The sequence below is a fragment of the Paenisporosarcina sp. P5_A11 genome, from assembly GCF_056400705.1.
In genome coordinates this window covers 1-7,735 of record NZ_JBFUKT010000158.1, presented here as the reverse complement: position 1 = coordinate 7,735, position 7,735 = coordinate 1, and the positions used below count along the sequence as shown (strand labels likewise).

The following is a 7,735-nucleotide window of genomic DNA, read 5'->3' as shown; positions in this document are numbered from 1 at the left end:
GCATTGGACACTTTCTTAATAAACTTCATGAAACAAAATCAATCGAATCACTAAATCATAAAAACAATTGGCTAGATGAGCAGTTGGTAAAAGCTGAAAGTTATGTGAAAACTGGAGAAACAGAAGCCAGTATACAACTYTTAGAGAAATTACAGTCAACTAAACCTATACCTGTTGAGCAAACGATAATTCACGGAGATTGTACATCTGACAATGTTCTTGTTGTGGATGGAAAGGTGCGATTATTTATTGATGATCTGGGATGACAGTTGGTGACCCATGGTATGATGAATCTTTGGCGATAAGAAGGTTTGTTAATAAAGATGAAATCAAAAAAGCTTTTTTTGAGGATTATAAACGTTACAATGTTTCTAAGGAAGAGTTTCAATATTTCGATGAAGGTTTATATGAATTTTTAGAAAGTTGATTAACAAACTGGAGTTTAGTAAACACCAATAACAGGGTGCTTTCTTGAAGATTTTCTGCATTATAACAAAGTGGATGAAAAAGCTAATGATTTCCATTAGGATACGCTCTATTTCTTCCTTTTCATCCACGTAATAATTTGCGAAATACATTTAATGCTAGAATTAATAGTCTGCTGATTTTGTTTATTTTTCTTCAATTCTATCAATGACAACCGCCCTTCTAATCTCTCCTTAATATACGCCCATGCAAAAAAAACACCTCCGATAAATGTCCTTTTTAATGTAACATTTATAAAGGTGTTTTATTTTGTCTTACTAGGTTAGTCTACTAGAACTAATCCCGCTATTTCTTTTTGAAGATGTTAACAGTTTGTAAGAGTGTAAGTGTTTACAGCTCCATTCGCAGTAAATGCAACAACTTTAAAGTCGTCTTCGAAAAGGCACTGTAGTGCAAAAATAACGTTATTACCCACTGCTAGCGCAGCTGAACAAGTAGAGTCCACGTTGCCGGCAGTAGAAGAGAACAAAATAGGGAAGCCTGCAGCACTAGTAAAGCTTACAATAACCGTACCGCATCCACAGTTTTCTTTTTTTCTTTTTTCATCACAGCAATGATTTTTTCTTGAAGAATAATATTCAGACATAATAACACCTCCTTTCATTGTTTTTATAGTATATTAAGTTTTTCATAACGAGAGAGGGCGAATGAGTAGATATATTCATAACTTTTCTCTATCTTAAATTAATATAAAAATAATAGAGCTATCTTATCAAGGTGCAAGGTAGAGTGGGGTGTTAACGTGTAGAAGGATAATCTACGAATTGAGGTAGGTGCGCGACACCTTACTCCACCCTCTTTATTCTCTAGACCAGGGTGCAACAGATAAATGTTCATCGCAAACTGTAACCATTATGGTCAGTGAGGGTAATCAGTGGTTGACTTAAATAAAGCCAGACCAAGCCAATAACACTTTCTTATTTCAAACCTATATTCTATACGTTTTAGAAAGAGGTTTACCCGAGTTGTTGATAATCTTTTACAGCTTGCTTATACTAGAAGAAGAGAACGAATTGAGGAGATGAATTATGTTACATAACGTTTGGAAAGATGCACCCACAATTAAAACAGTTACTTGCAAACATACCAATGCATCGAAGTTTTCGGTGTCAAATGTTCTAACGGTTGGTAAAACATACGAAGTGAAAAATGAAACAGAAGAATTCATTTTTATACTTGACAACACAGGTCACATTGGTGGCTTTTATAAAGAATATTTCGAATAGCCGATGACTCTTCATCGGTTTTTTTATTGGAGGGAATAACGTTGAACGTAAAATCAATCATTGACCAGTCACAAAAAAACAGACATTCAAGAGAGCATGTAAATGACCATAAAGCATTAATTGGGCGTGGCKGCTATGTATCACCATTAGAAAATTTATGGAATGACATTTTACTAAGTGTAGTGTTGCAAAAAAATGTCTTACTCAAAGGACCATCTGGATCGGGTAAAACGAAATTGGCAGAATCGATTTCTTCTTTCTTTAAACAACCGATGCACAGTATTAATTGTTCGGTTGATTTAGATGCAGAAGCTCTTCTCGGGTTTAAAACATTGATTCAAGAAAATGGTCAAACGGCTATCGATTTTGTAGAAGGACCGGTCATTCAAGCCATGAGGTACGGTCATATTTTATATATTGATGAAATCAATATGGCAAAACCTGAAACCTTACCGATTCTACATAGCGTACTCGATCACCGACGTATGCTGACAAATCCTTATACCGGGGAAGTGTTACGAGCTCACGAAGACTTTATGGTTATAGCCGCAATAAACGAAGGCTATATTGGTACTTCTCCGTTAAATGAAGCTTTAAAAAATCGCTTTATTTCATTCTCGATTCCATATTTAACAGGAGAGCCACTTCGTGGCTTATTTGAACGGGAATACCCAGAAGCCTCATCTTTACTCATCAAAACCATGCTTAACCTTGCAGAAGATATGTTTATTCAAGTTCAAAATGGTTTACTAAGTGAAGAAGCTGCATCCATTCGCAGTTTACTCGATGCTACTGAGCTAGCTCAATATATAGACCCTAAACGAGCTATTCGTTATGCAATAGCTGAAAAATTAGAAGACGATAGTGAAAAAGAGTTGGTCATGGAACTGGCGAATACTTGGCTTAAGTGAGGTGCTTTATTTGTCATCGGTCAATCGATTTATTCAATTTAACAATGAAACGATTAACGCTAAACGAATGATTCAGTTAGAACAATTGGCACGAGCTTTAGGTCGCAGTCCATACTTATCACTAACTGTTCGTAAATTGATGGAGTTTCGCCCAAAAGAAGGCGCCATTTCGATGAGCCATTTTTGGAATCATCGTGATCCTGAAATTGAACAAAAAGGTCAATTATCTGATTTGTATTTATTAACTTCGGGTTTTTGGAGACATTTTGACTTAACAGCATGGAATCATTATAAGAAAGAAGTCAGTCATCTTCCTATTAAAGAGTTTGCTCTACAACTTGCAATAAGTGCAGAGGAGTTTCGACTTTCCAATTTAATTCGTCAAGAACGGCCGGGAACAGACGGTGCATTTGCCGTTCGTGAAGAAGTATATACCACTTTCCATGAACAACAATTGATGGTCAATTTCAACAAAGGATTTATGAGTGACAGTCTATTTAGTTTTTTATACGTAGCACTTCGTAAAGGGTCACCTACAGCCCTATTAGTAGAAGACTATCCGAGTTACTTTAAAAGGGCACTTGCAAAATGGCAGTTTATTTTCGATTCAAAGAGTACAGCTGAAAGTTGTCGAATTTGTTTAGATATCCTTTATTCACTGGAAGAAGTGATGACGAAAGATTTAACGCATATATTTATATCTCTTCACGAAAACTTAGAAGAAATTCCAGGTTATGAAGAAAAAACTAAACGATCAATTGATCAACAAGATTCAGAAAATTTTCCTCCAAGTGAATCCATTGAAGAAATGTTTAGGACCTGGCATCGAGAAAGTGAAAAACAACAAGGACCACACCTTGAGTTTGAACTAACAAAAGGAAATAAAGGAAAGACAAATAATGGCCGTGTAGAAGAGGGCGATGAGTCCAATGAAATTGATAGTGAGGGATCAGGCACTTCTACTGCGAATAAGAAAAGTATCCAAAAAGCAAAAATGGATGGGAAAACAGAGAAATATCAAACCAAGCAATCAGGAGAACGATTCGGTGATGAACATCTAAATGTATCATTCGAAGAAAAGAGAATAGTTCGAAAAATAAACGCTGGCTTGAAAGATGGAATTTCCATCATTCGTGCAGAACAAAAACCGTATGTAAAAGCATTTACGAAAGAAATCCGAAAAAGAATTGATCAAAAGCAAGAGAGCAAACGTACTCGATTATCAAAAGGCAGATTAACACCAAATCTGACCTCTTTATTAACTGAACAACGACCAAAACCATTCTATAAAAAGAATAGCCCATCTCTTCCAATGGACGCTGTTTTCGGTTTGTTAATTGATAGTTCGGCTTCCATGATTGATAAAATGGAAGAAACAAAAAAAGCAGTATTATTATTTCATGACGTTTTACGGGACTTAGGAATTCGACATGATATTGTATCGTATTATGAAGATGCCTATGAAGCGTCGGATCAAGAACAACCCAATTCCTTTTTATTTTGCCACCAAATAGAAGATGGATTAAAAGATCATTCAGAAGCCATTTTTTCGTTGGAGGCCCATGATGACAATCGTGATGGATTAGCTATTCGCTGGATGGCAGAACGACTTCTAAAACGTAGTGAAAAGCATAAATTTATTTTATTGTTTTCTGATGGAGAACCATCTGCATATGGCTATGCTGCAAATGGAATTATCGATACCGCGGAGGCTGTCATCGAAGTAGAGAGAAAAGGGATTCATTTACTCCATTTGTTTTTAAGCGCAGAGCAACCCGTGGAAGAACAAATACAATTATTCCATATGATGTTTGGGGCAAAGACTGCAACTGCGAAAAATGTCGATGAATTCACTACTCAAACATTAAGACTACTGCGTCGCATGCTATATCTAGTTGTTAAGTGACAAATATTCAATAATATTGGATGAAAAACGTTAATCATTTTAGCAATTCATTATAGATCATCGTTAGGGGAAATGTTCATGATCGAATTAAAAGATAAAATCGCAATTATTACTGGTGTAGGCCGCCTACAAGGTATTGGAACGGCTATTTGTAAAGAGCTAGCAGATGCAGGTTATCACATTTTTTTCACTTATTGGGCGGAATATGATAGAAAAATGGCTTTAAGCATGGATTTCGATGACCCGATGAAATTAAAAGAGGAGTTATTACTAAAAGGAGTTAAGGTGTCTTGTATGGAGTTAGATTTAACAACACAAGATGCACCTGAGCAACTGTTTGAAAAAGTAGTTGAGCAACTTGGACAACCTGATATCTTAATAAATAATGCAGCTTACTCAACTAACAATGATTATTCAACGATAACTATGGATGAGTTGGATAAACACTATGTGGTGAATATCCGGGCAACGACTCTTTTAAGTAGTAAGTTTGCTCAGAATTTCAAGAAGAAATCAGGCGGGAGAATTATTAGTCTTACTTCAGGTCAATTTCAAGGATCCATGGCGGGTGAATTAGCCTATGCAACAACAAAGGGTGCAATAGATGCCTTAACTATTACTTTGGCAGCAGAAGTAGCTCCACTAGGAATAACCGTTAATGCAGTAAATCCAGGTCCTACGGATACAGGATGGATGACTGAAGATATTAAAAATGCGTTAGAACCAATGTTCCCATTTGGTAGAATCGGGGAACCAAGTGATGTTGCAAGAACCATTAAATTTCTAGTAAGTGAGGATGCCAACTGGATTACAGGTCAAGTAATTCATTCAGAGGGTGGATTTAAAAGGTAACTTAAATAAATAGAACCGTCCTCATTAGCGAGGACGGTTTTCTTGTTCTTGATGAACGATTAATAGTCGTTGTTTTAACTGTTCTTCCATACGGGCAATTTCAACTTCGGCAGCTTTTCGTTTGACGCGACCATCTGATTGGATACGAAGTGTTTCTTCAATTGTTTGAAGTAAGTTCTCTTGTGTTTGTTTTAATGTTTCAATTTCAACAATGCCACGTTCATTTTCTTTTGCAGTTTCAATACTGTTCATTTTCAACATTTCCGAGTTTTTCAATAATAAATCATTCGTCGTTTTCGTTACTTGTTTCTGTGCTTCTACCGCTTTCAATTGACGATTAAGTGTTAATGCTATCGCAATTTGATTTTTCCATAAAGGAATGGAAGTCATGATAGAAGATTGAATCTTCTCCGCCAACGTTTGATTGGTTTGCTGAATCATTCGAATTTGTGGAGYACTTTGAATCGTTATTTGACGAGATAGCTGTAAATCATATAACCGTTTTTCCAAACGATCTAAGAACTGAGCCATATCATTCACTTCTTGATAAGCCATCTGATCAGATGATGCTTCAGCTTTTTGACGAAGGGCAGGGATGGTTTCGTTTAATATTTCATCACGTTTTATTTCCGCTGCAGCAATATAAACATTTAAAGCTTGAAAATATGCTTTGTTTTGATCGTATAACTTATCTAACATATGAACATCTTCAATTAAACCTCTTTTAGAATGTTCAAGTTGAATGCCAATACGATCAATTTGAGTACTTAATTTTTGATATTTAGTCATTAACTCCTGAACAGATCTAGATACTTTCCCAAATAACCGTTTAATACCGGATTTCTTTGTTGTGGTTAATTCTTCAGGGTTCATTTGCCCAAGCTTGTCCATCAAATCTTTTAAAATATCTCCTACTGGTCCAATGTCTTTCTTTTGAACATGGTCAAGCATTTGATGTGAAAACCTTGAAAGTTCAGTTTGTGCATTGGCTCCATATGTTAGAACTGCTTCATAATTACCAGCAGGAATTTGAGCAGCCAGAGTATAGGCTTTTTGTTTTTCTTCTTCAGACAATCGATCTATTATTTTTACAGGTAATTTTTCATTTATAGGATCGTCTTGATCCTTCATTTGTGGTTGCATTTCAAAAGGTGAATTTAGTAAATCATCTAAAGTTTTCGTTTGACTAGGAGTCGATTGATTTTCTGCCATCTAGTGTTTCTCCTTTCAGCAATAGGGGAGTTTCTTGTTTTCTTAGTGAAATTTTAGCAAAATCAAGTTCCATTTTTAAATGCTCAATATCAGAAGACAATACTTGACGTAAATCAAGTTCCATCACTTCATTAATCTCTAACAATGTCTCACGCGTATCTTGTAAAGCAATTTGAACATCATAGGCTTTAATAGGTTGTGAGACAAGCAATGTGTATTTTGAAGTAAGTTCTACTGCTGTTTCAAGATGGGCATAAAAGAATGATTCGACCTGATAGAATTTCTTAGGTTCGGTTTTAACAATCTGAACAATACGTTTAGCTAGGCGATTCATTTCAAATAATTGTTTAAATGCTCTTATTGAACGAACCTTCATATAGTATCCATTTAATTGTTTAAGTTTGATTTTTGCTTCTTTTAACTGCATATTAATATGACGATATTCTGCCATCGTCAAGCCATATTTTGAAACAATCAATCGAGATTGTACCACTTTAATCAGTTGATTGGACAAAGCGTAAGTTCCAATGGAAAATAATCCTGCTAGTGCGAAATGAATACCTAATCCTGATTGAAATGCTATCCAACTTCCAAAAAATATGGGTATGCTAAGCAAATGTCGAATTATAAAGTACTTTACATCGATCAAGTTGCAACCCTCCTTAAGAGTTCTTCTCTATTACATACGATTGGCGTAACAAAAGGTTTCATCTGTATTAAGACTTAACTTATATTAAATTATAGGAGTAATCAATGATTTTGAATCATTAAGAAGTAAAAGGTTTCAAATTTGGAGAGAAGATTATAAACAAATTACTAGACGCTGACATTTCATTTGATAAAATGAAGATTATGGAAGTATAGAAAAGGATGAAAATCTATGAATGAAATAATTTATATGAAAGCTGGTTATGAACCTTGGTGGATGTTTTCCGGATGGGAAGAATATATTATCGAGAAACAAGTATTTACTTCAGACAAAGAGGCGAGTGATTACTTAGAATCACTGCTAAGTAAATTCCGTAAAACGTATCCGAATGAAGAGAAACAAAAAGGAGCATGTTGGGCTTTTTGGACTGAAGATGAACAAGAGTTTTGTGAAGCATGCGATGATGATTTACAAACATTTCATGGTGTAATTT

10 protein-coding genes are annotated in these 7,735 nt (G+C 35.3%); 7 read left to right on the top strand and 3 right to left on the bottom strand.

Annotated features, from left to right (window positions below):
* On the top strand, positions 1–266 hold a 266-nt coding region (locus tag AC1DOS_RS16010), incomplete at its 5' end, for a phosphotransferase (protein WP_477538300.1).
* A complete protein-coding gene (locus AC1DOS_RS16005) occupies positions 263–427 on the top strand; it encodes a hypothetical protein (RefSeq protein ID WP_477538299.1) in 165 nt (54 codons plus the stop codon). The genes AC1DOS_RS16010 and AC1DOS_RS16005, both read left to right, overlap by 4 nt.
* Before the next feature lie 363 nt (positions 428–790).
* Here AC1DOS_RS16005 and AC1DOS_RS16000 read toward each other — a convergent pair whose 3' ends face one another.
* Positions 791–1,072, bottom strand: coding sequence for a hypothetical protein (locus tag AC1DOS_RS16000; RefSeq protein WP_108585768.1), 282 nt, complete (start codon positions 1,070–1,072; stop codon positions 791–793).
* Positions 1,073–1,514: 442 nt separating this feature from the next.
* Between AC1DOS_RS16000 and AC1DOS_RS15995 the strand changes: the two genes are divergently transcribed.
* The 4 genes from AC1DOS_RS15995 (at position 1,515) to AC1DOS_RS15980 (ending at position 5,381) form a co-directional block, all read left to right on the top strand.
* Positions 1,515–1,712: a DUF6501 family protein gene (locus AC1DOS_RS15995; protein WP_108585767.1), complete on the top strand. Its 198-nt coding sequence runs from the start codon at positions 1,515–1,517 to the stop codon at positions 1,710–1,712.
* 41 nt (positions 1,713–1,753) lie between these two features.
* A complete protein-coding gene (locus tag AC1DOS_RS15990) occupies positions 1,754–2,623 on the top strand; it encodes an AAA family ATPase (protein ID WP_477538298.1) in 870 nt (289 codons plus the stop codon).
* The gene (locus AC1DOS_RS15985; RefSeq protein ID WP_477538297.1) at positions 2,577–4,529 is read left to right on the top strand and encodes a vWA domain-containing protein; all 1,953 of its coding nucleotides are present in this window, start codon (positions 2,577–2,579) and stop codon (positions 4,527–4,529) included. Before AC1DOS_RS15990 ends, AC1DOS_RS15985 begins: the two co-directional genes overlap by 47 nt.
* Before the next feature lie 78 nt (positions 4,530–4,607).
* Positions 4,608–5,381, top strand: a complete 774-nt coding sequence (locus tag AC1DOS_RS15980) for an SDR family oxidoreductase (protein WP_477538296.1) — start codon at positions 4,608–4,610, stop codon at positions 5,379–5,381.
* A gap of 24 nt (positions 5,382–5,405) precedes the next feature.
* On the opposite strand, the gene AC1DOS_RS15975 is transcribed toward AC1DOS_RS15980, so the two are convergent.
* Positions 5,406–6,593 carry a toxic anion resistance protein gene (locus AC1DOS_RS15975; protein WP_477538295.1) on the bottom strand — a complete coding sequence of 396 codons (1,188 nt, stop codon included), beginning with the start codon at positions 6,591–6,593 and terminating at the stop codon, positions 5,406–5,408.
* On the bottom strand, positions 6,568–7,242 hold the full coding sequence (locus AC1DOS_RS15970; RefSeq protein ID WP_477538294.1) for a 5-bromo-4-chloroindolyl phosphate hydrolysis family protein: 675 nt from the start codon (positions 7,240–7,242) through the stop codon (positions 6,568–6,570). The genes AC1DOS_RS15975 and AC1DOS_RS15970 overlap by 26 nt, the downstream gene beginning before the upstream one ends.
* A 231-nt stretch (positions 7,243–7,473) precedes the next feature.
* Between AC1DOS_RS15970 and AC1DOS_RS15965 the strand changes: the two genes are divergently transcribed.
* Positions 7,474–7,735 (top strand): DUF1033 family protein (locus AC1DOS_RS15965; RefSeq protein ID WP_477538293.1); only part of this gene is annotated, 262 nt, incomplete at its 3' end.

Coding starts and splice junctions, on each gene's coding strand:
- AC1DOS_RS15995 (WP_108585767.1), top strand. CDS start 1,515: ATGTTACATAACGTTTGGAAAGATGCACCCACAATTAAAACAGTTACT.
- AC1DOS_RS15980 (WP_477538296.1), top strand. CDS start 4,608: ATGATCGAATTAAAAGATAAAATCGCAATTATTACTGGTGTAGGCCGC.
- AC1DOS_RS16000 (WP_108585768.1), bottom strand. CDS start 1,072: ATGTCTGAATATTATTCTTCAAGAAAAAATCATTGCTGTGATGAAAAA.
- AC1DOS_RS16005 (WP_477538299.1), top strand. CDS start 263: ATGACAGTTGGTGACCCATGGTATGATGAATCTTTGGCGATAAGAAGG.